Origin of the sequence: Lactococcus sp. DD01 (assembly GCF_001578715.1) — a bacterium.
Taxonomy (GTDB): domain Bacteria; phylum Bacillota; class Bacilli; order Lactobacillales; family Streptococcaceae; genus Lactococcus; species Lactococcus petauri.
Genome location: NZ_KQ968939.1, coordinates 609484 through 636209, shown reverse-complemented (window position 1 = coordinate 636209; position 26726 = coordinate 609484). Strand labels below are relative to the sequence as shown.

The following is a 26726-nucleotide window of genomic DNA, read 5'->3' as shown; positions in this document are numbered from 1 at the left end:
CTTACAGGCTTGTATATTAAGTCCTCTGTCAAACCAACTTTTTCCAAGCTATCAATAATTGACTGCTTTTCATTGGCAAAGGATACTTTTGAGATCCTGAGCGCTGTTTTTACATTTTCAAAAGCTGACATATAGGTTAATAAATTATAAGCTTGAAAAATGGTAGAAACGATGTTCTTACGATAATTGGTGAGCTGATTTGCTTTTATCTCGTCTCCATTAAGTTTAATCTGTCCAGACTTGGGCATATCTAAACCTGCTAGAAGAGAGAGTAGTGTTGTTTTTCCACTTCCAGATTGGCCGAGAATACTGTACATAATGCCTGCTTCAAAAGTTTCTGTGACATCTTGAAAGAGGTAATCTTCAGGATGGTTATAGTAGTAAGTCAAATTTTCAATGTTTAATACTGTCATAATGTCCTCCTTCTTTAATTTGTCAGCACTTGTTTAGGGTTTAAGCGTAAAATACCAATTGCTGCTAAACCAACGGCCACAAGCGTAATCAAGAGTGCAAGAGCTGCTAAAATCGCGATTTGTTGAGGATTTGTTTTAATTTCGAGCTCATTTATGGCCTTGAGCTGTTCATTATTTTGTCCCATCCCAATCGCCGTACGCATTCCGCCAGGTTGAGCATTAGGACTTCCTTTTTCTGTCTGAGGTCCATCGTCTTGTCTTTGAGTACCATTTATTTGCGTAGGTTGATTGGTTTGACTGGTTTGAGTTTCTTGGTTAAGTAACTGTTGACCGACGGCATTGCCCACAAAGTTACCAGTAGCTGAGGCTATACCGATAGAAACGACCATTATCATAAACAGTTCAGTAAAGAATTGCGCCACAATTTTTCCTTTTGACTCGCCTAAGCTCATCAAGACACCAATTTCAAAGCGGCGTTCTCGCACCATGAGCATGACGATAAGCGCAAGGATGATGGCACCTGCAAGTGTCACAAGGATAACAATATTTTTAGAAAAACTGCTGATATTGTTCAGAGGTTGTAGCATTTGTTGGTAAATAGCATCATTAGACTGTACTTCAAATTTATCTGTATCGATAAGCTTGGTAGCTTCTTTGACAAACTTCTCTGAATCTTCTGGGTTTTCCAGATTAAAGATTGCACTTCCAAGCGTTCCTGTTTTACCATCGATTTGGTTTGGCACACTCAAAGCAGTGTATATCTGATTGGCTGGGTTCATAAAGCTAAAGTCTGCGGCCAAATCATTTTCTGTTGAACCTGATTTGTAAAGTCCTACAACAGTCATTTTGTAAGTTTTATCATTACTATCTTTGAGGGTAAATGTTGAGTTTACTTTGAGGTTGTTCTGTTTAGCCAAGCTCTCTTCAATGACAACATTATTCGTTCCTTCATCAGAGGATTGAATCGCGCGTCCAGAGGTTATTTTATTTGTCCCGCCCGAAAACTCTGAAGAGGCGAGCAAGTCGTTTGTACCAACGATTTTGAAATCACCGGGAGTACTTCCGCTCATTTCCGGCCCTGCCATAAAGACAGCTCCTTGTTTATCATTATTTTCTGAGGTGTCAGATTGACTGATTGCTTCGATATTGCTTTCGGCATTTGCTGTAGCTTGTTTTGTATACGAGTAGGATTTTACTCCAGAAAGTTTCGCTATTTTTTCAGCATCTGTTTGAGTAATGTCAGGCATATCGGACTTGTTCGTTTTCTCTGTTGAATCATTCTTAGAAAAATTTTCCATCATTGCAGAACGATTAATGGAGAGTGTAACAGTCGCTCCGGCACTCTTCTTCGCATTTTCGATGGAACGGTTAGAAGCTGTATGAATAACCAAACCCGAAAGAACAAAAATAAGTATAGTTGAAAAGGCCACAATAAGTAGAAGGGTTCGTGATAGTTTGGCTTTAGTAAAAAGCCAGGCACGTCTTATAAAATCCAAATGAGATTCTCCTTTGTCTAAATTAATAAAACAAATTGTATGCTTATTTACTTAAAAATTAGTTAAACGATACATAAGCGAAACTTAAGAAACATTTTATTGTAAAAAAGAGATGCGTTAGTAACTTTGAGTAGAGAGTTTAAGTCAATATTCTTGAAATTAATTAGAAAATAGAGTATTATTGATCAGTCAATAATTGATTAGTCAATTATTGTGGAAAAGAATAAAAGTCACAGAAAGAGGATGGACATTTGATTATTGTTAATGCTAAATTTTTTATCAAAGACGAAAAAAGAGAAGAATTTTTAAGAGATACAGAGGAACTGATTGCTTCTTCCAGACAAGAAGAAGGATGTTTAACTTACGATTTATACGAAGCAGTGCTTTCAACAAATGAGTTTGTGATGATTGAAAACTGGGCTTCCTTAGAAACAATCGAAAAACACAACACCAATCCTTTGCTGCTAGCTTTCGCGCAAAATATCAGTAAGTATAGTGTTAAAAAGCCGGAATTGCAAATTGTAGAGAAGGGGGTAAAATAAGCTTATGTCAGTCATAACAACTATTTTAGGAGTCTTGGTCGCCATAGAATTCTTTTATATTACCTATTTAGAAACGGTAAAAACGACTTCTGATGCAACAGCTAGAGTGTTCAAAATGACCAGCGAGGATTTACAAAACAAAAACGTCCAAGTACTGTTTAAAAATCAAGGCGTATACAACGGCTTGATTGGTATAGGGATACTTTATGCACTGTTTGTTTCTGCCGCACGCATTGAATTATTGAGTGTCTTCTTGGTATATATTATTTTAGTTGCGCTGTATGGGAGCCTCACGAGCGACCGCTTCATTATTTTTAAACAAGGTGGTTTAGCCATCTTAACTTTACTCAGTATTATTTTCTTATAAATAGATAAAGTAATTCAATACTGAACAATAGTCTTTATAAGAATTTCTAAGCTTTATAAGAAGGTATAAGTGAGCCCAAACTGGAAAGGAAAGAAAAAAATGACGAAAAAAATATTAATCATAGAAACAAATACGCCCAAATATGATAAGACAAATAGAGCTACAGGGCTCTGGTTGGGCGAGACAACTCATTTTTATGATGAAATAATCTCTGCAGGTTATGAAGTTGACTTTGCAAGTCCAAAAGGTGGCTATGTTCCCCTTGATCCTGAAAGTTTTAAATATGCGAACGAAATCGATTGGAAATGGTATACAGAAAGAAGTTTTAGGGAAGCTGCTCTTTCCAACACGAAAAAAATAACGGATTTAAATCCTCAGGATTATGGTGCTATATATTTTACAGGTGGCCATGGTGTACTGTGGGATTATCCGGAAGATAAAGAGTTGATGAAAGTTGCTGAAGCAATTTATTATGCGGGCGGATTTATAACGTCTGTTTGTCATGGTGCAGCTGGTCTTTTGAACTTGAAAGATGAAGAGGGGCAATACCTTATAAAAGATAAAGTCGTTACCGGATTTACAAACGAAGAAGAAGAGCTTAACGGAACAACAACTGCTGTTCCGTTCTTAACCGAAACCGAGTTAAATCAACGTGGAGCGCGATACAAAAAAGCCGCAGCTTTCAAAGAGTATGCTATTAGAGATGGGCGAATAATTACTGGACAAAATCCTCAATCTCCCCAAAAAGTAGCTGAATTGCTTGTAGCTGAGTTACGTAAATTAAACCACTAAAAAAAGAAGGGTCTACCTTCTTTTTTAGTTTGAAAAATAAGAGTGTTATGGTTCTAGTTTCATATTTTTCATGATGTTATTAAGTTGAGAGAGTTGCATAATCAAACTATTATAATTAATTTCATCAGATTGTCCGGCAAGTTCTTGTCCAACTTGTAGGGAAATAGCAGGAAGCATTTTTTTTGAGTTTTTTTCCATCTTCACTTAAAAATAGTTTGACAATACGCTCATCCGAACGCGAACGTTTTCGAACAAGATATCCTTTTTGTTCCAGTTTCTTTAATAAAGGACTTAAGGTACCAGAATCTAAGTATAATTCTTCCCCCAACTCATTCACGGTCATGTCATCTTCTAATGCCAGCAAAGCAATAAAGCTTGTGTATGTTAAGTCATACTTTTTTAAATACGGCTTGTACTGTTTGATAATTTCTTTAGAAGCAATGTATAGTTGAAAACAAAGTTCCTTGTTTAAAATCGAATTACTCATGGTGTCCTCCCAAATATTTTTATTATAACTGATTTCATATATTTGTCAAATTCAATTATATTTAGTAAAATTAAATTGTGCGCAATAAAAAATAAAAAGAGGTAAGGTAATGCAAAAAATATTTTCAACAAAAATGATAAATACAGGTGGCCGTAATGGTGAAGTCCACTCTCCCGATAATAGCTTTAAATTAGACATCGCAGCGCCAGGAAGTAAAGCTGTGGATGCGACAAATCCAGAACAGTTATTCGCAGCGGGGTATAGCGCTTGTTTTAATAGTGCTTTAGACTATGTCAAAAAATCAAGAAATGTTGATGGAGAATCAACTATAGAAGTAACTGTATCTCTCTATAACTTAAGTCAAGGCGCAGTACCTGACGTTGTTTTAGGTGTTGATATCGTAGGACATATAGACGGTGTGAGCTTTGAGGAAGCAAAAGAATTGTTAGAAACGGCCCATGAAACCTGTCCTTATTCTCGTGCGACAAAAGGTAATATTGAAGTTACGATTGATATTTTTTAAAACTGAGAAATACTGGTAGAATAAGTATCAGGGAATAATATAAATAGAGATAGAGATAGCTACGAGCTATCTCTATTTGTTTATACAATAACATAAAATATTATCCAATTATAAATTGTGCATAATAGACAAATAGTGTATAATTGTCTGATATATATATTCTAGGAGGAATTATTTTATGATTAAACTCATAGGTGTCTTGATTGTCTTGATTGGTTTTGTTTTCAAGATAGAGACCTTATTTGTTGTTGTTGTCGCTGGGATTTCTACAGGCCTGGTTGCAGGTTTGAGTATTCAGGAGATTCTAACTATTTTAGGTCAATCTTTTGTCGATAACCGTATGGTTTCGCTTTTTGTTTTGACTCTTCCAGTTATCGGTGTTTTGGAACGTAATGGACTTCGCCAACGTGCAGTAGATCTTATTGGCCGTATCCAGTCACTTACAACAGGTCGTATTGCCCTTGTTTATGTTTTTATTCGTTTTATTGCAGGCGCAATGTCTATTCGTATTAGTGGTCATCCACAGTTTGTTCGACCACTCATTCAGCCGATGGCCAAAGCTGCCGCAGTGAGTAAATTTGGTGATGTGGAGTCTGAAGACGATGATATTAAGGCAATTTCTGCCGCAGCAGAAAACTATGGTAACTTCTTTGGGCAAAATCTCTTTGCAGGGAGCGCCGGTGTTCTCTTGATTACTTCAACTATGTCAAGTTTTAACTATGATGTTTCAGCCGTAGACGTAGCAGTTGCCAGTATTATCATGGCTGTCCTTGCCTTTCTAGTGACAGCTATCCAGTTTGTACTGTATGACAGAAAACTTCTTCGAAAATTTGGAAAGAAAGAGGTAAAATAAACCATGCAAGCTTTTATTGACGTTTCATTAAATATTTTTTATGTCCTTATGGGTTTACTCATGATTTATATGGCCTATAAAGCTTTAACTACAATACAGGGAAGCAAACGTTTCGGAACGGCTCTTTTTTGGATTTTAATTGCTATACCATTTATTTTTGGTGCACTTATCCCAGCCTGGCTTGTAGGACTCTTTATTGTTTTAAGCAGTTTACTTACACTAACTAAGCAAGTGACCTTTGGGAAATATAAAGCTTTGGACGACAGCTTTGGCGAAAAACAGTCTAAAGTCTTGAAGAATAAAATCTTTATTCCTTCCTTTATTCTGGCATTTGTAGCTGTTGGCATTGCGATGGCTTTAGGTAAATTTACCAATGCTTCACTCTTTGCTATCGGTGTAGCTTCGGTTGTTGCCTTAGTGTTTGCATTGATAATGACAAAAGCAAAAGTGACAGAATCCGTGGAGGATGGCGCACGCCTCTTTGATTCAATGGGGCCGGTTGCGATTTTACCACAATTGCTGGTTGCCTTAGGTGCACTCTTTACAACCGCAGGTGTTGGTGAAGTTATCTCGCAAGGGATCACAGGTATTGTCCCTGCGGATAACCGCTTGCTCGGCGTAGTTGCTTATGTTCTTGGCATGGTGATTTTCACGATGATCATGGGGAATGCTTTTGCGGCTTTCTCTGTCATCACAGCGGGTATTGGGATTCCGTTTGTCCTTGCCCAAGGAGCAAATCCCGTAATTGCTGGGGCATTAGCACTGACTGCAGGATATTGTGGTACTTTACTAACCCCAATGGCAGCCAACTTTAATATCGTGCCCGCTGCCCTGCTTGAGATGAAAGATGAGAATAAAGTGATCAAGGTACAAGCGCCAGTTTCACTTACGCTTATCGTTCTGCACATTCTCGTAATGTACTTTATCGCATTTTAAAAAGGAGATTATTCTATTATGAAAATTTTGTTAACAGGTTTTGATCCATTTGGTGGTGAAGCACTCAATCCAGCTGAAGAAGCTGTGAAACGTGTTGCATCAGAAATCAACGGTGCTGAGATTATTAAGTTGATTATTCCGACTGTACGTTATAAATCACTCGAAAAAATTGAAGAAGCTATTGAAAAACATCATCCAGATGTGGTTGTAAATATTGGCCAAGCCGGTGGACGCTTTGCGATTACGCCAGAACGTGTCGCCATTAATGTGGATGATTTCAGAATTCCAGATAATGAAGGCAATCAGCCTGTCGATGAGCCCGTAAAAGAAGATGGTGCTCCAGCATATTTCTCTACATTGCCAGTTAAAGCAATGGTTAGCGAATTAAATAAAGCTGGCATTCCTGGAACCTTGTCTAACACAGCCGGTACCTTTGTATGCAACCATGTTTTCTATGGTGTGCGTTACCTCTTAGAGAAAAAATATCCCGAAGTTAAAGCTGGTTTCATTCATATTCCTTATGCTACATCACAAGTAATTGATAAAAAAGATACACCTTATATGTCATTGGACGAGATTGTTAAAGGGATTGAAGTTGCCTTAGAAGCATGCACGCGCTATTCTGAAGATTTACGTGTTATTGGTGGGGAAATATGTTAAAGAAAGTTTTTGTATACGGTAGCTTACGTACAGACATGTTTAACTATGAAAAATATTTAAAAGGTGAGGTTCTGGAAAGTACACCAGCAAAAATTAAGGGCAATCTCTTTCATATTGAAAATAAGGGTTATCCCGCAATCTTTGACGGTGATTCAGAAATAATAGGAGAAGTTTTTACCTTTTATGACTTCTCAAAAAGTATTCGAACACTCGATGGTATGGAAAATTTTAACCCAGAAAGTCCAGAAAGCAGTGAGTACCTCCGTCGAAGTACCACAGCCTCTCTCAGTAACGGCCAAACGGAAGAAGTTTACTATTATCACTATAATCCAAATGCAAGTCTTAATTCCAATGATCAGTTAGTACCTGTTGACTCAGGAGACTGGTTGGAATATATGTTGCAGACGGTTGAATAAAAACAAGAAGTCGTTGGGCTTCTTGTTTTTGTTTTAGCTATATAAAGAAAACTTATAAAATATCTTTTATTCGATAAGCTCATTTTCGGCTTGTATGCGTGCTACTCGTTCAGAAATTTTGAGGAAAGGCAAATAAATAGCTACACCAATTATAAGAATAATAATCTGCACAAGAACTACTTTAATATCACCACCTGAACCTATAAATCCTGAAATGAGTGGAGGTGTGGTCCATGGAACCAAGTAAGCTAGTGGAGCTACGAAGCCGATAGCGGTTGCAAAATAACCAATAAGCGCCCCAATAATTGGATTTAAGACAAATGGGATAATCATAGGCAAATTAAAGACAATAGGCATCCCAAAAATAATAGGTTCATTTATATTGAAGAGACCAGGGGCAAGTCCTAATTTTGAAACATCTCGATATGGTTTGAACTTGACGAAGAAGAAGACAGCAATTAATAGAGAAATTGTTGCGCCTGTTCCGCCCATTTGAGCATAGACTGTCTGAAAATTAGTGTTAAGTATGTGAGGAGCTGCTTGTCCAGCTTGGACAGCTGCCATATTTTCATTCATATTAACTAACATGAAAGGTTCTGTTAGAACCGCATTGATAACAGACTGATGTATCCCAATACCAAAGAGGAAATTCCCGAAAGAATAAATCAAAAGATAGCCAGGGAGTGATGTGTTAACCGCACGTAATGGCTCTTGGATTCCCTGTGAAATGACAGAAATCATATCGGTATTAAATACGGATATCATGATAGCACTAAGAATACCAAAAACAGTTACCGTAATTATTGTGGGAATAAGTGTAGAAAAGGCTTTTCCCACAGCATAAGGCACTTGATCACCAAGGTTTATTTGTAAATGTTTATTATTGGCTAATCTCATATAAAGCTCTGTTGATAGTAGACCAACAATAATCCCAGCAAACATTCCTTGAGTTCCTAAAGCTGAATAAGGAAGAATACCTGTGATGGACACAGCTTCCTCAGCTCCATCTGGAATTAAAGAATAGTTCATCGCCATCATCACAGTTAGAACTGTTAAGGCAATAGGTACGGCACCAATAGGATTTTCAAAATTTTGTTTTTAGCCAAGAAAAAGGCAATAGCTGCAGCAGCGAGTATGCTTGCAATATTGAGGGTTCCATTAGTTACAACATTACCAAAGACTTGAAATTTTTCTAGAGTATTACCAGAAAAAATCCGAGGAAAGATAACATTGTTGGCAAGAACTGCAAGTCCAGCCATGATGAACATAGGCATAATGGTTGTAAAAGCATCACGTAAAGAACGTAAATGAACTTGATTTCCTAATCGTGCTGAAAACATGGTGAATTTTTCAACAAAACTTTGCTTTTCTTCTGTCATCAGTCCTCTCCTCCTATATTTTCTTTAGCAGGATAAATATTTTGACCATTGGTACGGATAACTTCTTTAAACCAGTTGTAAGATTTTTTAGGAACCCGCTTCATGTCTCGTAAATCATGGTTGGTACGATTTACATAAACAAGTCCGTAACGCTTGCGCATATCACCTTGGGAGCTTAAAATATCGATGAGTCCCCAGCCTAGATAACCTAAACATTCAACGCCATCCAGATACATGGCATCAAACATAGCCTTGATATGTGCTTCATGGAACTCAATACGGTAATCATCTTGGATTGGGGTTTTACCATCCCATTCCTCTTGTACACCAATTCCGTTTTCGATAGGAAAGAGTGGAACATGGTAGCGTTGGTACATCTTGTTCATCACATCTCTAAAACCAAGCGGATCAATCTGCCATTGCCACTCAGTTGCTGGGATATGTGGGTTAAGGGTTTTACCAAAATCAGCATAGAAGTTGGGAGCAGTTCCTTCTGGAATAGTCTCAGCACTTAAAGTTGAAGAAGCATAATAAGAAAAGGCAATCCAATCGTTCTTATGGTTTTGAATACTTTCCATTTCACCAGCTAAGATATTCATATTGATCTTGCTATTTTTAACAAAAGCATCTTGCATTTTAGAATAACGCCCATGAACATAACAATCCATCAGAGTGTAATTCACAAATTCGTCCCATTCACGGGCAACTTTGATATCGTCCGGTTTAGAAGTAGCAGGGTAAAATTCACTGTAGGCTAGCATACCACCGATTTCTGCATCAGTTGTTGCATGGATATGATTAGCAATTTCTGCATGACAAACCATAACATTATGAAAGATTTGATAAAGAGCTTCAGTAGATTTTTCGCCTAAATATCCAGCGATTTTAAAACTTTCGTTAAAATGGAAGATGTTTTGCTCGTTGAAAGTTAACCAATATTTGACTTTGTGTGCAAAGCGGTCGACCATTTCTTTACCAAAACGGATGAAGGCATCCTTGACGTGTTTACTGACAAAACCATTGTATTCTTTTGCTAACTTTAAGGGCATATCGAAATGATAAAGACAAATCATAGGCTCAATACCGCGTGAAATGAGAGCATCAATAAGACGATCATAATAAGCAATGCCTTCTTCATTGAATGCACCATCTCCATCAATAACAACGCGTGACCAAGAAATTTGGAAACGATACATATTCATCCCTAAATCCTGTATAAAGTCAAAATCCTCTTCAAAGTTGTTATAGTTGTCATTAGCAAAATGCCAGTCAGAACTTGTTTCAGTAGCTTCTACAATATCATAAACTGATAAAGATTTTCCACCTTGATCCCAGCCACCTTCTGTTTGCATACTGGACACGGAATTGCCCCAAAAAAAGTTTGTTTGTACCATAAATATCTCCTATACATGTAATTGATCTATCTTATAAGAAATGACTTTTAAGATAGATTCATTTTCAAAAGTTTTTTGTAAACGCCTACATTTTTATTATAATAAATAAAATAAAGTTGTAAATAGCTTTGTAAAGTAAAATGTTTACATAAGAGAGGAGAAATTGTATGAGGAAGTATATCAAGATTGTAAAACATATCAAAGAAAAGATAGCAATAGGGGAATATCCAGTTGGCAGTAAAATTCCTCGACAAGAGGAATTTGCTGAAGAATTTAACACTAGTCGTGTCACAGTGTCAGAAGCCTTTAAATTATTGCAGTATGAAGGAATTATTGAAAGTATCAAAGGTAAGGGGAGTTATGTTACATCTGCTTACTTTGTTCGACAACATTTAAGTGAAATGTTACCTTTGTCTAAGCTTTTTCCCAAAAGTGCGTATAGCAAAGTAGTATCCTTCGATATCCGTCCTTGCGACAATTTGGAAAAAGAGAAATTAAAACTCAAAAGCAATGAAGAAATTTATGAAATTATACGCTTAAGAATGATTGGAGAACGCCCTAAGGAATTAGAATACACCATAATGCCCGTTTCCCTTATACCCGGAGTTACTTACGAAGTTTTAGAGAATTCTATTTACGAGTATATACAGAAAAAGTTAGGTTTGAAAATTGATAAGGGAGTGAGAATTTTTCGAGCAGATACAGTTGACCACTATGACATGAAGTATCTTAATGCTACTTCTGAGGGAGCTATTTTTGAAATTGAACAGGTTGCTTATTTATTAGATGGTCGCCATTTTGAGTATTCTCATACGCGATTTTTACACAATAGTATTGAGATAACTTCAGAAGTAAATTTGAGTAACGAATCATAGTGAATTCCTAAATGATCCATCAACAAGAGTGAATTAAATGGTAAACATAGGATTATTATGTTATACTTCTTTTGGAAAACGTATACAAAAAATTCCAATGCAAATATAAGTGAGAAATACTAATTGAAAATCTTAATTCTCAGTTCAATACAAAAATAAAACACACAATAAAAACCCTGACACAATAAAAAGTGCCAAGGTTTTTTTATGAAACATAATCGAAAGCGTTTACAATCTAAATATACAATATTAATTATCTTATAAGGAGTTGTAATGAAAGAAAAAACTAGTCTTAAAGTGCGGGTTCAGAAACTTGGAACAGCACTCTCAAATATGGTTATGCCTAACATTCCAATCTTAATTGCTTGGGGTGTTCTCACGATGTTCTTTATCCCAGATGGTTTCACACCAAACAATACTTTTGCTGCTATGGTTGGCCCAATGCTTGTCTTTCTTATTCCAGTCATGATTGGTTATACAGGCGGTAAGAATATCTATGATCACCGCGGAGGTGTTGTTGGTGCAATTGCCACATTTGGTTCGATTGTCGCCACAGCAACAACTACGATGGGCGGTCTTAATGAAAACGGCAATGTTCCGATGATTTTAGGTGCTATGATTTTAGGTCCTCTTGGAGCTTGGCTGATTAAAAAATTCGACCAAGTCGTGCAACCTCATATCAAAGCAGGGCTTGAGATGTTGATTAACAATTTTTCAGCCGGTCTTGTCGGTTTTGGTATTTCATTATTTGCTGTAAAAGTAGTTGGTCCATTAGTTGCAGCTTTAACAGATATTATGGGGCAAGGAGTTGATTTCCTTGTTTCCAACCACCTTATTCCTTTAGCAAATGTCTTTATTGAACCTGCTAAAATTCTATTTTTAAATAATGCCATTAACCAAGGTATTTTGACGCCTTTGGGTATCCAACAAGCCAGTGAACAAGGAAAGTCACTGTTGTTTTTACTCGAAGCAAACCCTGGACCAGGTCTTGGTATTTTGATTGCCTTTTGGCTCTTTGGTAAAGGTTCAGCAAAAGCTACAGCACCAGGTGCGATGATTATTCAATTTATTGGTGGTATTCACGAAATTTATTTCCCATACGTGATGATGAAACCAGCTCTGTTTTTCGCAGTAATTGCTGGTGGTGTATCAGGTACTTTGACAAACAATTTCTTAGGGGCAGGTCTTCAAGCACCAGCGTCTCCAGGTTCAATTATTGCCATCACAGGAATGGCTTCTGGTAAGGCTGCAGGAGGCTTGGGAAATATTCTTAGTGTTTGGGCCGGTATTCTTGTAGCTGCAGGTGTTTCCTTCCTTGTTGCGTCCTTCATTTTGAAACGTGACAAGTCAATGGTTGATGACTCAGCACTTGAAGAAGCACAAGCCAATGTTTCGGAAGCAAAGGCTGTTGCCAAAGGGCAACTTGCTCCATCTCACAAAGCAGTTGATTTTTCAGCGGTTAAACATGTCATTTTTGCTTGTGATGCGGGTATGGGTTCATCTGCGATGGGCGCATCCATCCTAAGAAACAAAGTTAATAAAGCTGGTTTGCCACAAGATGTTACAAATATTGCTATTGCTAATCTGAAAGCAGGGCCAGATACTATCGTTGTCACACAAGAAGAATTAGCTGCTCGTGCGGCGACAATGTCACCAGATGCAATTCGATATTCTGTTTCCAACTTTTTAAATTCACCAAAATACGATGAGATTATTTCCCAATTGTCTCAAACACAGGCTTCAGAGCCATCTAAAAGTGAACCGGTAACCTTAACGAACAGTCCAACAGTAGAAGAAGAAATAGATTTGAATCAAATCGATGAGGTTGTCTTTGCTCATGATGGTGAGCATATCGGTTCCGCAACGATGGGGAAAGAAACATTAGGTGCCATCTTTAAGATGAATGGCATTCAGCTTCCGATTTCAGATGTAGAGTTTTTAGGTTTAGCAGCTTTCAATGCAACAAACATCATGATTGTAACTACAGAAGAGTTTACCCATCGTGCTAAAAGAGTTGCGCCTAATGCTCAATATCTAGAAGTTGAAAGTCTGATTACAACACCAAGATATGATCAACTTGTCGCACGTTTGAACAAGTTATAAACCAAAAGTAAAGGGGGAAACCTCGTGTTAGTAACACAACGTGAACAACAAATCATCCAAGAATTTTTAGTGAAGGAAACCCTGACCGTTGCAGATATGATGGAAGCGACTGGAGCCAGCAGAAGAACAATTTATCGGGATTTAGATAAATTTCAACTGACTTTGCCTAATATGGGTATTTATTTACGTACTTCAACAGAAGGCTATTATTTAGAAGGAAATCTTGCCCGATTAGAGCAACTTCAGGAGCTCAAGGAATTTTCGCCTCAAGAAAGACAAAAAGCTGAGATTGTTCTTTTAGTCACGAAGCATCATTCTCTTGAAGAATTAGCAGAACGTTTTGCAGTAAGTTTGCCCACTGTTATTTCGGATTTGAAACATTTAGATAAAATTTGTGAAGAAAATGAACTCTTTTTACATCAAGATGACGAAATTTGGATTACAGGAAGAGAAGAAAAAATTCGTTCGGTCTTGGTTTCGATATTAAATGACTCGATGAGTATCAGTGAAGCATTGAATGGCGATTTTGCGGAAGGTAAAATTTCTTCATTTTTGGAAACACAGTTTTTAGAGACAGCAAAAGCAATCTTTGAAAAAAATGTCGAGATAAAAGCGGTCGATAAAAGTAAGGTTTTGATGCAATTTTTCCTTGGCATAACACTGCTAAGGATTAACCAAGGAAAGACAATTTCATCTGGACTTTGGCGTAAACCAAGTAAAGAAGCAATTGCCTTTGTAAGGGAAATTATCCAAGAGCTAGGGGGAACATCTTTTAGTCTCGCAGAGATTGTATATCTAGCCAGTATCTATGATGTGCTTTACTTTGGTTTTGGTCGTGAAGTTCTTTTTATGGAAAAATTTGACAGTCAGTTTTCGTATAAAGTACGCCAACTGATCAGTGAAGTTTCACAAAAAATGGATATTGCTTTTATCAAAGACGATAAACTCTATGGCCTTCTTTATGCTCATCTAAAAGAAACAGAAATTTTACCGGATCTTTCCTCCGAAAAAGAAAATAAGTTTATCAAAAAGATTGAAGCGGATAACAAAAAAGTTTTTAAAGTGGTGCAGGATGTTCTGCCGAAAGTATTTTCACGGAAATTCTCCAGCACAGATACAGCTTTTGTAACTTTGCATTTCGTAGCGACTCTTGAACGAAGTGATTTGGTTCTTCCCTTAACAGCGGCTATTGTGACAAGTCGGGGGCGAATCTCTTGTGAATTTTTGATCAGTCACTTAAAGAAAAATTTCCCCTTTTTGAAGCGTATCGATATTATCCAATTGTCTGAAATACCGGATCTGGAGCACTATGATGTAGTATTTACAACAGAAAAAGAGTTGAATTATATTTATGTGAGTCGTATATTGGATCAGAAAAATACCGATGATATTCGTCACCAATTGCGTGTAATTCAACAAGAGGCAAGGAAAGAAAATAGAGAAGAAGAGCCTCGACATACAGTAGATCTAAGCAGGTTATTTAGTATAAGTAATACTTTATTAGAACAATTTTCTCTGGAAACTTTAGAAAACCCGCCCATTTGCAAGCAGTTATTGAACTTATTGTACAGCGCTTGGGTTTTTCAGAAAAAGAAGGATTGGCTCGGCTCTTGTTAGAACGTTTCGAGGCGACACATTTGGCCATTCCGGATACAAATATTGCACTGCTTCATGGTCTCCATGGAACAGTGCCGTATCCGCTTTTCAAAATATATGATCTAGAGGAGCACATAGAAGTAATTGCTATGAACCAAGAGAAAATAAGCGTTAATCGTGTTCTCTTGTTATTAGCACCTCCAGAAGTTGACCATTATACGACATATCTCCTGGGAAGAATATCGAGCTCAATCATCGAAAATAAACTGTATACGAAAATTTATGATTCCGGTAATCAAGAAGTTGTCGAAGAGCTCTTAAAAACGATTATGACTGAATCAATCCAAAAATATGGAGAATAAAATGAGAATTCAAAGAAATCTGATAAAACTAAATAAGCATTTTGAAACAAAAGAAGAAGCGATTGAATATTGTGGTTCCTTGCTTCATGATGCAGGCTGTGTGACCGCAGCGTATATTCCAGCTATGGTTCAACGCAACGAGGAACTTTCTGTATATATGGGGAATTTTATCGCCATCCCTCACGGCACAGATGAAGCAAAAAAAGAAGTTAAAAAAACCGGCATATGTATTGTGCAAGTTCCTCGGGGCATAAACTTTGGTAATGCAGAAGAACGCAAAGTGGCGACTGTTTTATTTGGAATAGCGGGTGTGGGAGACGAGCATTTGGAGCTTATCCAAAAAATCTCGCTTTTCTGCGCTGATGTCGATAATGTCGTTAAAATCGCAGATGCACAAACTGTTGATGAAATCGCAGCATACTTTGAAAACTAGATAATCTCAAAAATCTTGGCACAGTAAAAAGTGCCAAGATTTTTATTTAGTAGCGGAAAGAAAACGATTACAATGAAGGAGTAAAAAGAAGAAATGAAGGTAAATACAAATGAAAAAAGCAGTACATTTTGGCGCAGGGAATATCGGACGTGGTTTTATCGGAGAAATCTTATATAAGAACGGTTTTGAAATTGCCTTTGTAGATGTTAATGAAAAAATCATCAACGCTTTAAATGAGGAAGGAAAATATACGATTGAGCTGGCAGAGCAATCGCATGAAAAAATTCAAGTGCATAGTGTTTCGGGCATTAACAATGCGCAGAACCCTGAAGCAGTTGTTGAGGCTATCGCAGAGGTCGATATCGTTACTACAGCCATTGGGCCCAACATACTTTCTTTTATTGCGGAACTGATTGCTAAAGGCATTCAAAAGCGTAAAGCCCAAGGAAATCAAAAACCATTAGACATCCTTGCTTGTGAAAATATGATTGGGGGCTCTGAATTTCTTTTTGAGAAGGTCAAAGAATATTTAACACCAGCTGATTTAGAATTTGTAAATTCAAAAATCGGCTTTCCCAATGCGGCAGTCGACCGTATCGTTCCCAATCAATCCCATGAAGATTCGCTCTATGTTGTCGTTGAACCCTTCCGTGAGTGGGTTGTGGACGAAAGTCAACTGAAAAACAGCGAACTAAAGCTTGAAGGTGTTCATTATGCCGGAGATTTGGAACCATATATTGAACGTAAACTCTTCTCTGTCAACAGCGGTCATGCCACAGTGGCTTATACAGGTGCATACTATGGTTACCAAACGATTTTAGAAGCCTTGCAAAACAATGAAGTATTAGCCTCACTTAAAGATGTTCAAGCTGAAACACGCCAGTTGCTCTTAGCCAAATGGGACTTTACTGAGGAAGAGTTGAAAGCATATCACGAAACGATTATTGAGCGCTTCTCAAACACAGAGATTGTGGATGAGATAAGCCGTGTAGCACGAACTCCAATGCGTAAGCTAGGCTACGATGAACGCTTTATCCGCCCAATCCGTGAACTTTCTGAACGCGGTTTATCTTATCAAAGCCATTTGGCAGTTGTGGGGAAAATATTTGCCTACAAAGACGAAAACGATAAAGAAGCTGTGGCTTTGCGAGAAGCATTAGAAGAAAAAGGGCTTAACGCAGTCATTCGTGAAGTCACAAGTCTTACAGATGAGACCTTGATTATGGAGATTGAGGCTAGTGCGAAAAAATATATGAAGTGAATTTCCCTTGAAAAAAGTTACGTTTTGATGAGGCTTTTAACTTACTTAGAAGACTAAAATGGTGAAAGAAAGGACTTTTCTGATATAATAAAACTATGAAGAAAAAAGTAATCGCTATCATCATCGCCCTTTTAGTTGGTGCAGTTGGGCTCTTCCTTTGGCAGACGAAGGTCTTTGCTCCAAAAACGGCAAAAGAAGAAGTAAAACAAGAGGAAAAATCAGGTCCTGTACGCTCAGAACTTACAGGCCTTGAAACAACTGCTGATAAGGCAAAACGCCCGATAACTGCCGTGATGGTGGAAAATTCAACAGAAGCGCGTCCACAGTCTGGTCTTAAAGATGCGGGAGTAGTTTTTGAAGCTGTCGCTGAAGGAGGCATTACACGCTTTGTTGCCCTTTATCAGGAAGCACAGCCTGATTTGATTGGCCCTGTGCGTTCTATTCGTCCTTACTTTGTGGAGTGGGCAGCAGGTTTTGATGCTGGCTTAGCTCACGTGGGTGGCTCAGAGTTAGCTTTGAACATGGTTAAGTCGGGTGATTATGTCGCAGACTTAGATCAATTCAAAGCACCTGAGGGTATCTTCTGGCGTTCTGAGGACCGCGTGGCACCACATAATATGTATACGAAAATGAATGGTTTGGACAAATATATGGCCAAGCTGGATAAGGAGAAATCTGATTTCCAAAGCTGGGATAGACAAGCACTCAAGTCAGATAAAACAGAAAGTGACCTGCCAGCTGCTCAAGCTATCAGACTTCCAGTCTCTACCGGTATTTTTGAAGTCAGCTATCATTATGATACAGCCAGCAAGACCTATCAACGTTTCCAAGGTGGTGAAGCACATCAAGACCGAGAAAAGGGTCAAATTTCACCAGATGTAGTTATTGCAATCATGGTCAATCAAAAACTATCCGCAGACGGTAATCACATGGACATCGAAACGACTGGCACAGGAAAGGCGTATATTTTCCAAAACGGCAAAGTCCAGGAAGGAAATTGGGCCAAACCAAATGCACAAACAAATATCAGCTTCACCGACGATCAAGGAAACAAAATCCCGCTCAAGTCAGGTCAAACTTGGATAACGGCAGTTGATAATAGTCGTGAAGTTGTTTGGGAGTAGTATAACAATTATTAATATTTAAATAAAAAGATATAAAAGAGTGTCTACAAACGTAACACTCTTTTATGCTATAATAAAACACTATGCAAAACCCAAAAACAAAAACACCTCCAAGAACAAGTAAAAAAACTAAAAAGAAAACGAAGCGTATCCTCTTATCTATCATAAGCGTATTTATATTGCTTATCGTTGCTCTGCCTTTCTATGCTTGGAAAGTTGAGCCCTTCCTTGTGCATGTCAATCATGTCGAGCTGGGAAAGAAAAATGAGCGGACACCACTAAACGTTGTGCAAATCTCTGATTTGCAGGTTTCCGAGTACTTTGAAACAAATCGTTTAGATAAGGTGATTGAGAAGGTTAATGCCCAAAACCCAGATATTCTTTTGTTTACAGGAGATTTGTTTGATAATTACTCCAAGTATCCAGAACAAATGGCACCAATGATTGAAAAATTAAAAGCTTTTAAGGCAAATATTGGGAAGTATGCCGTTTGGGGCAATCATGATTATGGTGGCGGTGCTGTCCGCGTTTATGAAGATGTTATGTCGGCGGGTGGATTTACCGTGCTAAGAAATCAGGGAGAAACTCTAACATTGAGCGATGGTCGCCAAGTTTTCTTAGGTGGACTCGACGATTCTCTTTTAGGAAATCCTTCGGTATCCGATACGCTTGCTTACCGTCAAAACTATGACTATGCCATCACGATGACACATGAACCGGATGTCGCGGATGCTTTTATCGGTACAGATACACAGCTAGTTTTAGCGGGTCACAGTCACGGTGGTCAGGTCTGGATTCCCTTCTATCCGATAAAAAATGTTCTGGCTGAGAAGTATACACGGGGCTTATACCAGCTTGATGCCATTACACAACTGTATGTCAATACAGGGATAGGAACCACATCGATTCACGCGCGTTTTGGAGTTATACCTGAGGTAACCCAGTTCACCATTTATATATAAAAGAAAAGAGGGTCTACTCTCTTTTTTTGTTACAAAAAGAGCTTTGCCATCTCCTGTAAAATGACTATTTTGCAGCTTTAAATATTATAAAATAGAAGAGTTGTCTATACATGAAACGGAAAGAATTGTAGGTGAAGCCTTGATTAGAGTATACTACCGCAAACCTTGTACCGCCAGTCAAAAAGCAAATTCATGGTTTCAGAACTATGGGATAGAAGCAAAATATGTCCGAATTGAAAAAATATCAGAAACGGATTTACTGGAAATTTTATCTCTATCTGAAGGTGGTTTTGCAGAAATTACTAAAAAATCACGAACATCTTCAAAGAAGACCTTGAAAGCCCTAATGGGACTCAATAAATTAACTTTTAAAGAAGCTCTTGCTTTCGTCACTGAGCATCCAGAATGTTTGATTACACCCATTATTATTGGTAAAAATAAGATGTTGGTAGGATATAATGAAGTCGAAATGAGGAAGTTCATTCCACGTTATCTGCGCGATTAAAAACTGTAATGTTTACAAATTTAGAGTTATAATAAGGAGATAGGGCATTCAAAAAAGTAAGGGACATTTATAATGAAAATAACTGCGATAGAAGATAGTGTGAGTTTGGAACTCAAACTTTTGGAACTTATGAAAGAGAAGGGCGACTGGATTGATGCCGAAGAAATGGCAAAAACTTTGGGGATCAGTACAAAACGTACGACCAGTTTGATTAATAGTTTACTTCATGAGATAAGATCTTTTGACTCTGACAATCTCAATCTCAAAATATTAAAAGGGCGGGGAAACCTTTTAGAAATTAAGGATGCGCGTGATTATCGAAAATTTCGCCAGAAACTCATCGAAAATATCATTATTTATAAGATTCTCTTTTCGATTGCTTTAAATAAAGATGCAAATCTGGAACGTTTGGCTATGGAGAACTTTGTCAGCGAATCTTTGATTAAAAAGCGCATCGCAAGTGCCAATCAAATGATGGCCAATCTAGGTGTGAAGGTTGTAACCAGAAAAAAACAGTATCTTTTTCAAGGGGATGAACAACAAGTCAGAGGAATGTTAAATATTCTCTTTTGGCGCCTTTACCGAGGCGATGAGTGGCCTTTTTCAGGAGTTAATAAAGAAAAAATCATTAACTTGATTTCGCAAATAAGCCTTGAGATAGACTTACAGATGAATCAGTTTACAGCTTATCAAATTGCCTATATGTTTGCCATAAATTTTAGCAGATATCAACGCGGCTTTTCAGTAAACTTGGAAGAAGGCTGGGAGAAATATCGTTCGATTTGTGAATGGATTGATGATAAGACGGATATTTACGCTTTATTTTATAAAAATTATGGTTTTCCTAAACATGAAGTGGACTTTTTACTGATTGAAGCCATGACTAAGAGCAAAATTTACAATAGTCTTGAGCATAAGGCACCCGATTTTTGGAGTGTTCTTGAAGGGACACCCGCCTTTGAAGCTACAGAACGTTTGGTGCAAAAAATGGAAACACACACAGGGAAACTCTCCGAAGAGAAAAGAAGATTGTTCTTGCGGTATATTTATCCCTGTCATTTGCATGCGGACCTATTCTCAAACATCATTTTCTCAGAGTCTGGGCACCATGCAATTAACGTTTCGTCTTACTTTTTCCCAGTCATGCGCCAGTCTTTGAAAAAACTCCTTGCTGAGCTATATCAAGAAAGTGGACTCACACTCTTTTTAAATGAAGAATACTTGATTGGCGAGTATATACTGGCTTTATCCTTCTTTATGCCCGTCCAGTTTCAGGAAAAAGAAATCACGCTCTTCATTGATACTGATTTGTCCGAGATGCTAGAAAAATTGTTAATCCGGCAAATTTTTAATCAATTTGGTCATCTTTATAATTTAAAAATAATCACAAGTCTATCAGAACCAGAACAAAATGTAGATATCGTTATTTCGACAAGCGCTATGGGTGAGCATAGTAATTTGAAAAAACCAGTGCAGTTATTCCTTGTTCATCCTTTCCTCACGCGAAGGGAAATCGAGGACATTGAGGATTATCTACATATTTTAATCACCAAAAATGACGAGTAATATTCGTCTTTTTTTGTTGCTTCCCATCTGCCATTTTTTACCCCAATATCTTTTCCTATAGTGATAAGCTAGAAGTATTAAAAAAGACGATAAGAGGTATTAAAATGGTTTTAGATGCTATAAAAATATTACAAGATGTGGTCCAAATCAACTCAGTCAATGGTAACGAAGAAGAAGTGGCGAACTATTTGCGTGCGTTACTTCAAGAGCATGATATTGCAACCAAGATAATTCCTTACAGCGAGGGACGCGCCAGTCTGGTTGCCGAGATTGGAAACGGTAATGGTCCGGTAATAGGTTTTGATGGGCATGAAGATACAGTATCTTTAGGAGATGAGAGTAAGTGGACATATCCGCCTTTAAGTGCGACTGTAACCGAAGAGGGAAAAATGTACGGACGTGGTACTACAGACATGAAGTCTGGCCTCGTTGCAGCCGTTGTAGCTATGATTAATCTCAAAGAAAGTGGCGTTCCTCTGAATGGGACAGTGCGCTTACTCGCTACTGTGGGTGAAGAAAAAGGTGAACTTGGAGCAGGTCAGCTTGCAGAACTTGGTTATGCCGATGATATGGAAGCTTTAGTTGTCTGTGAGCCAACAGATGGAGACTTCGCCACATTGCAACAAATGAAAGATACTATTCCGCTCGATATTCCGAAGTTCGACGGGGAGATGCGTCTCATCTTTATTGGCCATAAAGGTTCCGTCAACTATAAGGTACATGCCAAAGGCAAGGCTGCACATAGCTCAATGCCAGAGCTAGGTCAAAATGCCATCGAAGGTTTACTTAAGTTTTATGATAAACAAAAAGCATATTTTGATAAGCTTACAGAAGAAGATGATCTTTTAGGTTCAACTATTCCAGTCGTGACTTTGATTAATGGTGGTGAACAGATCAATACTGTTCCGGCCAACGCGAGTATGGGTGTGAAAATCCGTACCATTCCCGCATTGTCTAATGAAAAATTGATTGCGGATATTCAAGCGCTGATTGATGAATGTAATCGTGAGCAAGCAGTAGAGTTATCTTTAGAGGTCACCGAAAATGTTGCCCCTGTCAAAAGTAGCCCAGACTCAAAAATAGTAAAAGTAACTTCCGAAGTTTTGGAAGAACATCTGCAGCAGAAAGCACCACAAGTTGGTGTATCTGGTGGAACAGACGCCTCACAGTTTGTAAGAGCTAATCCTAATCTTGATATTGTGGTTTGTGGACCCGGAAATGCTACAGCGCATGCTGTTGACGAGTATGTCCTTATAGATAGCTTTTTAGACTTTATCAAAATATATGAAAACATGATTCAAAAATATTTTGCAAGTTGAAACGGATAGGAGGAGATAACACTTTTGGCCAAGTAGCCTTTCTTGAGCCAAAGTGTTATTTTTTTGTGGACTTTTCCTCAATTTTCTTCCTATATGAACTTCTATTATCTTTTATTGGCTCTATATAGTATAATAAAGAGTATGAAAAAAATAATCTCCCTTGGCTTAATACTTCTCGGTATTCTTGCAGATCAGCTATTGAAAGCTTGGACTGTTGCTAATATTCCATTGGGAGGAGAAAAGGAATTTATTCCTGGTATCCTCAGCCTAACCTATCTTCGAAACGAAGGCGCAGCTTGGTCGATGCTTGAAGGAAAACAATGGTTTTTCCTCATTTTGACACCAATCGTGATTATAGCCGCCCTTTATTTCCTTAATAAAAAAATAAATCAAAACTGGTACTTTGCCGCACTGACTTTGATTATTTCAGGAGCGCTAGGGAATTTTATTGACCGGGTGCGACAATCTTTTGTGGTGGACATGTTCCAGACGGATTTCATCAATTTTCCAATATTTAATATCGCTGATATACTGCTTTCAATAGGTTTTGTAGTACTCTTTATCGCGATTATTTTAGACAAAGAGGTAGAATAAATGACAGTAGTAATTATTGACGAGCCAAATGCGGGGCTTCGTTTAGACAAGGCTTTAGCAAACTTGAGTGATGCTTCACGTTCAGTATTGACAGAGCTGATTCGTGATGGGAAAGTCACGGTAGACGGGCAAGTAAAAAAAGCAAAATATAAAGTAAAAGCAGGGGAAACTATCGCCTACGAATTACCAGAAATTGAAGTGCTTGATATCCAAGCTGAAGACATTCCTTTAGATATTGTTTATGAAGATTCTGAGGTGGCAGTAATTAACAAGCCCCAAGGAATGGTTGTTCACCCAAGTGCGGGACATGCTTCAGGTACATTGGTCAACGCCATTATGTACCACATCAAAGATCTTTCTTCTATTAATGGTGTGATTCGCCCCGGTATTGTCCACCGTATCGATAAGGATACTTCCGGTTTACTGATGATTGCCAAAAATGATGCCGCACATGAGTCTTTAGCGGCACAGCTCAAAGCAAAAACAAATAAACGCCGTTATCTTGCACTTGTGCATGGCGAGTTACCAAATGAAAAAGGTACGATTGAAGCCCCGATTGGTCGCAATCCTAAAGAGCGTAAGAAACAAGCTGTGATTTCAGGTGGAAAACCAGCCAAAACGCATTTTACCGTTTTGGAACGTTTCCCTGGATATACTCTTGTTGCCCTTGAGCTTGAAACAGGGCGTACACATCAGATACGTGTACACATGGCTTATATTGGTTTCCCAATCGCTGGAGATCCTCTCTATGGCCCAAGTAAAACTTTAACACCAAACAAGGGACAATTTCTCCATGCCGAAACCTTAGGTTTTGAGCATCCTGCAACGGGCGAACTGCTTGAGTTTCAGGTCGACATTCCTGAAATATTTGCTCAACAACTTGATAATTTAAGAGGCTTGTCGTAAGACAGGTTTTTTATGTTCGATACGCCTTAGGTCATTGTATAATTTCAGAGCGCCTAAGTCCGTTGTGAATTCTGAGTTATTGTTAAACAAAAACCATCAAGCTGTTTTATAAATTTTTACCGTCCTAGAATGAATTTGTGGTAAAATAGTTCTATGCTAAAAAAATCTGATTTCGAAAAATTTCCTGATTTGCTTGTCAAATATGACGAGCCATTGTCAAATTACACCTACACCAAAGTTGGCGGACCAGCAGATTTTCTTGCTTTTCCCGCTTCAAGTGAAGAATTAAGCGAGCTTCTCGACTTAGCACGAGCAGCAGAAACACCAATTACAGTATTGGGTAATGCATCCAACTTAATCGTTCGTGATGGTGGCATTCGTGGCTTAGTGATTTTACTTGAAAAAATGAATCACGTAAAAGTAGATAAAAATGTAATCACAGCTGAAGCAGGCGCAAAATTGATTGACACCACACATGTTGCGCTTGATTATGCCTTGACGGGCTTCGAGTTTGCATGTGGTATTCCTGGTTCTGTTGGTGGGGCAGTCTTTATGAATGCTGGCGCCTATAGCGGTGAAATTGCCCATGTTTTGCTCAATTGTACTGTTATTGACCAGGAAGGTCATCTCCGTGTATTAGAGGCAGATGAAATGAAATTCGGCTATCGTCATTCTGTTATTCGTGATGAGGACTTGATTGTTGTATCAGCTCAGTTTAAACTTGAAGCTGGTGATGCTTCAGTTATCAAAGCGGAAATGGACCGCTTAACAGGACTACGTGAAAGTAAGCAGCCACTCGAATATCCGAGCTGTGGTTCAGTATTCAAACGCCCTGCCGGACATTTCGCCGGACAGCTTATCCAAGAGGCAGGTATGCAAGGGCACCGTATCGGTGGTGTGGAAGTATCTAAAAAGCATGCTGGCTTTATGGTTAATGTCGATCAGGGTACAGCTACAGATTACGAAAATTTGATTGCTTATGTCATTGAGCATGTGAAGGAAAATTCTGGATTAACACTAGAAGCAGAAGTCCGTATTATCGGTGAGAAATTAGAAAGATAAAAACAAAGAAAAATGATTAATGCAATAGTTTTTGACGTTGACGATACAATTTATGACCAGCAAGCACCATTCAGACGTGCCATTTCGAAAGTCTTCCCAGACTTTGACATGACCGATATGAACAAAGCTTACATTCGCTACCGTCACTATTCAGACCTTGGTTTCCCAAAAGTAATTGCGGGCGAGTGGGATATTGAGTATTTCCGTTTTTATCGTACAAATGAAACACTTAAAGATTTAGGCTATCCTGAAATTTCACGTGCTACCGGAGATTATTTCCAAGAAATTTATGAATATGAATTGGAAAATATCACCATGCTTGATGAAATGCGTTTGACACTTGATTTTCTGAAAAAACGTAATATTCCAGTAGGTGTGATTACTAATGGCCCAACAGAACATCAGCTGAAAAAAGTACGTAAACTTGGTTTGTATGATTATGTTGAACCAAGTCATGTGATTGTTTCGCAAGCAACTGGTTTCCAAAAACCAGAAAAAGAAATCTTTAACTTGGCTGCGCAACAATTTGGCATGAATCCTGAGACAACTTTGTATGTAGGGGACTCTTACGATAATGATGTTATGGGCGGTCACAACGGTGGCTGGAAAACAATGTGGTTTAATCACCGCGGACGCAGTATTTCACAAGGAAAAAAAGTACACGACGTCGAAATTGATTCTTTTGAGCAACTCTTTGGTGCCGTAAAAGTTCTTTTTGATCTTCCAGATAACAAGTACATCATGGATTCCAATGACAAGACAAATCCTGTCCTTGAGTTGGGTATTAAGTCTGGTGTAAACCTCGCAGCAGAGCGCCTTTTGTCTACAGGGAAATTTGACTTGGAAGCGGTAGCTGATATGCTAGAATTAAGTAAAAAACAGGTCGAATTCCTGACTTTAAAAGGATACAAATAAAAAAATGAAATCAGAGAAGTCTCTGATTTTTTAATTCGCTACTAGCATTTGTAGCTAAAGCCACTAAATGCTAGACGGCAAGCTCTATGGAGCCTTGCCTAAGCGCCTTATTAAGTTAAAATCAAAAAAATAATCGTTTTTGATTTTGACTATCATGATTCTCTATGAGCAATTGCTTCTAAAGCTACTAAATCCCAAACGGCAAGCTCTATGAAATCTTGCCTAATCTCCAGGAATAGAGAAAATTCACTCTTGCATTGACATAAAATTTACGTTATAATTATAAAAGTTTCTGCTCAGCAGAAAATAGGACTCGTTTTTGCTGTAAACAAGTGAAAACTAAGGCCATACGGACAGCCAGAGTCACAGCCGATTGGCAATTTTATTGCCTTATTGATTAAGCAAATTATTTTGCTTATGGAGCTTCACACTCCACCCAAGAAACACGCTTGCGCGCATCAATAAGAGTACTAAAAGTTGACTACTCGGTCTCTCCGCAGTAAGACTGCTTTTTATATGTAATCAAAGATTGAATGTGAATCCAAGTGTGTGTACACTTGGATTTTTTGATATGCTACCATCATTGCGCCTGAAGGCGCTAATGATGGACGGAAAGTCCTATAGGACCTTTCCTGAGCATCTCATTAGTCAAAAATCAAAAAAATATCGTTTTTGATTTTTGCCGTCATAATATGCTGTTGTTCATTTAAAGCCCCTGATAGCAAACGGAAATCCCTATAAGGATTTCCTAAGCCCCTCATTAGTTGAAACACAAAAAAATATCGTTTTTATTTTTCAACGTCATGTGCTATTATCATTGCGCTTGAAGGTGCTAATGAGATGCTATTTATATTAACCATCAGCTAGCTCACTTTTAGCTCTATT

General features: G+C 38.1%; 24 protein-coding genes and 3 pseudogenes. 22 read left to right on the top strand and 5 right to left on the bottom strand.

Annotated features, from left to right (window positions below; genetic code table 11):
• Together LACDD01_RS03130 and LACDD01_RS03125 are read right to left on the bottom strand one after the other, a co-directional pair.
• Positions 1 to 413 (bottom strand): ATP-binding cassette domain-containing protein (locus tag LACDD01_RS03130; RefSeq protein WP_156468511.1); only part of this gene is annotated, 413 nt, incomplete at its 3' end.
• Between the two features lie 14 nt (positions 414 to 427).
• The gene (locus LACDD01_RS03125) at positions 428 to 1909 is read right to left on the bottom strand and encodes an ABC transporter permease (RefSeq protein WP_061413177.1); all 1482 of its coding nucleotides are present in this window, start codon (positions 1907 to 1909) and stop codon (positions 428 to 430) included.
• Positions 1910 to 2160: 251 nt separating this feature from the next.
• On the opposite strand from LACDD01_RS03125, the gene LACDD01_RS03120 reads away from it, so the two are divergent.
• The 3 genes from LACDD01_RS03120 (at position 2161) to LACDD01_RS03110 (ending at position 3610) form a co-directional block, all read left to right on the top strand.
• Positions 2161 to 2451: a putative quinol monooxygenase gene (locus tag LACDD01_RS03120; protein WP_061413176.1), complete on the top strand. Its 291-nt coding sequence runs from the start codon at positions 2161 to 2163 to the stop codon at positions 2449 to 2451.
• A gap of 4 nt (positions 2452 to 2455) precedes the next feature.
• A complete protein-coding gene (locus tag LACDD01_RS03115; RefSeq protein WP_019292534.1) occupies positions 2456 to 2818 on the top strand; it encodes a DUF1304 domain-containing protein in 363 nt (120 codons plus the stop codon).
• 99 nt (positions 2819 to 2917) lie between these two features.
• A complete protein-coding gene (locus LACDD01_RS03110; protein ID WP_061413175.1) occupies positions 2918 to 3610 on the top strand; it encodes a type 1 glutamine amidotransferase domain-containing protein in 693 nt (230 codons plus the stop codon).
• Positions 3611 to 3655: 45 nt separating this feature from the next.
• Here LACDD01_RS03110 and LACDD01_RS03105 read toward each other — a convergent pair.
• Positions 3656 to 4097 (bottom strand): annotated as a pseudogene (locus tag LACDD01_RS03105) (MarR family winged helix-turn-helix transcriptional regulator).
• A 109-nt stretch (positions 4098 to 4206) separates the two neighbouring features.
• Here LACDD01_RS03105 and LACDD01_RS03100 point away from each other — a divergent pair.
• From LACDD01_RS03100 to LACDD01_RS03080, 5 genes are all read left to right on the top strand, one after another.
• Positions 4207 to 4620: an Ohr family peroxiredoxin gene (locus LACDD01_RS03100; RefSeq protein ID WP_061413174.1), complete on the top strand. Its 414-nt coding sequence runs from the start codon at positions 4207 to 4209 to the stop codon at positions 4618 to 4620.
• A gap of 178 nt (positions 4621 to 4798) precedes the next feature.
• On the top strand, positions 4799 to 5473 hold the full coding sequence (locus LACDD01_RS03095) for a DUF969 domain-containing protein (RefSeq protein ID WP_017370240.1): 675 nt from the start codon (positions 4799 to 4801) through the stop codon (positions 5471 to 5473).
• 3 nt (positions 5474 to 5476) lie between these two features.
• Positions 5477 to 6409 (top strand): DUF979 domain-containing protein, encoded by a 933-nt coding sequence (locus LACDD01_RS03090; RefSeq protein WP_046401331.1) that lies wholly within the window; start codon positions 5477 to 5479, stop codon positions 6407 to 6409.
• Positions 6410 to 6427: 18 nt separating this feature from the next.
• A complete protein-coding gene (gene pcp, locus LACDD01_RS03085; protein ID WP_019293510.1) occupies positions 6428 to 7069 on the top strand; it encodes a pyroglutamyl-peptidase I in 642 nt (213 codons plus the stop codon).
• The gene (locus tag LACDD01_RS03080) at positions 7063 to 7485 is read left to right on the top strand and encodes a gamma-glutamylcyclotransferase family protein (protein WP_061413173.1); all 423 of its coding nucleotides are present in this window, start codon (positions 7063 to 7065) and stop codon (positions 7483 to 7485) included. Before pcp ends, LACDD01_RS03080 begins: the two co-directional genes overlap by 7 nt.
• A gap of 66 nt (positions 7486 to 7551) precedes the next feature.
• Here the strand turns inward: LACDD01_RS03080 and LACDD01_RS03075 are convergent.
• Together LACDD01_RS03075 and LACDD01_RS03070 are read right to left on the bottom strand one after the other, a co-directional pair.
• A pseudogene (locus LACDD01_RS03075) lies at positions 7552 to 8864 on the bottom strand (PTS sugar transporter subunit IIC).
• On the bottom strand, positions 8864 to 10258 hold the full coding sequence (locus tag LACDD01_RS03070) for a glycoside hydrolase family 1 protein (protein ID WP_061413172.1): 1395 nt from the start codon (positions 10256 to 10258) through the stop codon (positions 8864 to 8866). Before LACDD01_RS03070 ends, LACDD01_RS03075 begins: the two are co-directional and overlap by 1 nt.
• Before the next feature lie 167 nt (positions 10259 to 10425).
• On the opposite strand from LACDD01_RS03070, the gene LACDD01_RS03065 reads away from it, so the two are divergent.
• From LACDD01_RS03065 to LACDD01_RS03000, 14 genes and pseudogenes are all read left to right on the top strand, one after another.
• A complete protein-coding gene (locus tag LACDD01_RS03065) occupies positions 10426 to 11133 on the top strand; it encodes a GntR family transcriptional regulator (protein ID WP_061413171.1) in 708 nt (235 codons plus the stop codon).
• Between the two features lie 273 nt (positions 11134 to 11406).
• Positions 11407 to 13236, top strand: coding sequence for a PTS mannitol transporter subunit IIBC (locus LACDD01_RS03060; RefSeq protein WP_061413170.1), 1830 nt, complete (start codon positions 11407 to 11409; stop codon positions 13234 to 13236).
• Between the two features lie 24 nt (positions 13237 to 13260).
• Positions 13261 to 15194: pseudogene (locus LACDD01_RS03055) on the top strand (transcription antiterminator).
• A 1-nt stretch (position 15195) separates the two neighbouring features.
• Positions 15196 to 15627 carry a PTS mannitol transporter subunit IIA gene (locus LACDD01_RS03050; RefSeq protein ID WP_061413169.1) on the top strand — a complete coding sequence of 144 codons (432 nt, stop codon included), beginning with the start codon at positions 15196 to 15198 and terminating at the stop codon, positions 15625 to 15627.
• A 109-nt stretch (positions 15628 to 15736) separates the two neighbouring features.
• Entirely contained in the window at positions 15737 to 16888 is a 1152-nt protein-coding gene (locus tag LACDD01_RS03045) for a mannitol-1-phosphate 5-dehydrogenase (RefSeq protein ID WP_061413168.1), read from the top strand.
• A gap of 95 nt (positions 16889 to 16983) precedes the next feature.
• On the top strand, positions 16984 to 18012 hold the full coding sequence (locus tag LACDD01_RS03040) for a DUF3048 domain-containing protein (RefSeq protein ID WP_061413167.1): 1029 nt from the start codon (positions 16984 to 16986) through the stop codon (positions 18010 to 18012).
• Positions 18013 to 18095: 83 nt separating this feature from the next.
• A complete protein-coding gene (locus tag LACDD01_RS03035) occupies positions 18096 to 18974 on the top strand; it encodes a metallophosphoesterase (RefSeq protein WP_061413166.1) in 879 nt (292 codons plus the stop codon).
• 100 nt (positions 18975 to 19074) lie between these two features.
• Positions 19075 to 19479 (top strand): ArsC/Spx/MgsR family protein, encoded by a 405-nt coding sequence (locus tag LACDD01_RS03030; RefSeq protein WP_046401272.1) that lies wholly within the window; start codon positions 19075 to 19077, stop codon positions 19477 to 19479.
• Between the two features lie 72 nt (positions 19480 to 19551).
• On the top strand, positions 19552 to 21045 hold the full coding sequence (locus LACDD01_RS03025; protein WP_061413165.1) for a helix-turn-helix domain-containing protein: 1494 nt from the start codon (positions 19552 to 19554) through the stop codon (positions 21043 to 21045).
• Positions 21046 to 21149: 104 nt separating this feature from the next.
• Complete coding sequence (locus LACDD01_RS03020; protein ID WP_061413164.1) at positions 21150 to 22364, top strand: ArgE/DapE family deacylase; 1215 nt, start codon at positions 21150 to 21152, stop codon at positions 22362 to 22364.
• Between the two features lie 141 nt (positions 22365 to 22505).
• Positions 22506 to 22958, top strand: a complete 453-nt coding sequence (gene lspA / locus LACDD01_RS03015; RefSeq protein ID WP_019335565.1) for a signal peptidase II — start codon at positions 22506 to 22508, stop codon at positions 22956 to 22958.
• Positions 22959 to 23864: an RluA family pseudouridine synthase gene (locus LACDD01_RS03010; RefSeq protein WP_061413163.1), complete on the top strand. Its 906-nt coding sequence runs from the start codon at positions 22959 to 22961 to the stop codon at positions 23862 to 23864.
• Between the two features lie 153 nt (positions 23865 to 24017).
• Entirely contained in the window at positions 24018 to 24926 is a 909-nt protein-coding gene (murB, locus tag LACDD01_RS03005; RefSeq protein WP_061413162.1) for a UDP-N-acetylmuramate dehydrogenase, read from the top strand.
• Positions 24927 to 24938: 12 nt separating this feature from the next.
• Positions 24939 to 25841, top strand: coding sequence for an HAD family hydrolase (locus tag LACDD01_RS03000; RefSeq protein WP_019335567.1), 903 nt, complete (start codon positions 24939 to 24941; stop codon positions 25839 to 25841).
• Positions 25842 to 26726 lie beyond the last annotated feature (885 nt).